This is a genomic window from Paenarthrobacter sp. PPS72, assembly GCF_048537125.1.
Taxonomy (GTDB): domain Bacteria; phylum Actinomycetota; class Actinomycetes; order Actinomycetales; family Micrococcaceae; genus Arthrobacter; species Arthrobacter nitroguajacolicus_E.
This window is the reverse complement of the sequence record NZ_JBLYIE010000087.1, coordinates 1-440: the sequence shown is the minus strand read 5'-3', so window position 1 is coordinate 440 and position 440 is coordinate 1. Positions and strand designations below refer to the sequence as shown.

Annotated in this window: 1 protein-coding gene; it reads right to left on the bottom strand. The window is 65.2% G+C overall.

Annotation, left to right across the window (positions count from 1 at the left end; all coding sequences use genetic code 11):
* Nucleotides 1–291 (bottom strand): TasA family protein (locus ACLRGI_RS23155; protein ID WP_419203782.1); only part of this gene is annotated, 291 nt, incomplete at its 3' end.
* Nucleotides 292–440: the final 149 nt, after the last annotated feature.

The following is a 440-nucleotide window of genomic DNA, read 5'->3' as shown; positions in this document are numbered from 1 at the left end:
GGAGGTGGTGAGGGTGACGTTGTTCAGGTCCGAGTTGCCGGTGTTGGCCAGGGTGACGAGTTTTTCGACTTTGTCGCCGGGCAGCAGGCCTGTGACGGGGACGTTGAGGGTGTTGGCCGGTCCGGGGGCGCCCAGGGCGATGGTGACGGTGCCGGCGGTGACTGCCTGGGAGGCGGAGGTGGAGGAGGTGAACGCGCCGTAGGTGCCCATGCCTGCGACTGCGGCTGCGGTGCCGATCAGTGCGACGGAGGCGAGGATCTTGCCGGAGGTGGTCTTGAGGCTGATGGCCATCTGAGTATGGTCCTTTCGGGAGGCCACCGCGGGTCCGGCCGGCCGTTCGTTTCCAGCCTCTCTGGCTGACAAGAACTACTGTGCCGGGCCCCTGTCTCTTATACACATCTGACGCTGCCGACGAGGAGCGTGTAGTGTAGATCTCGGTG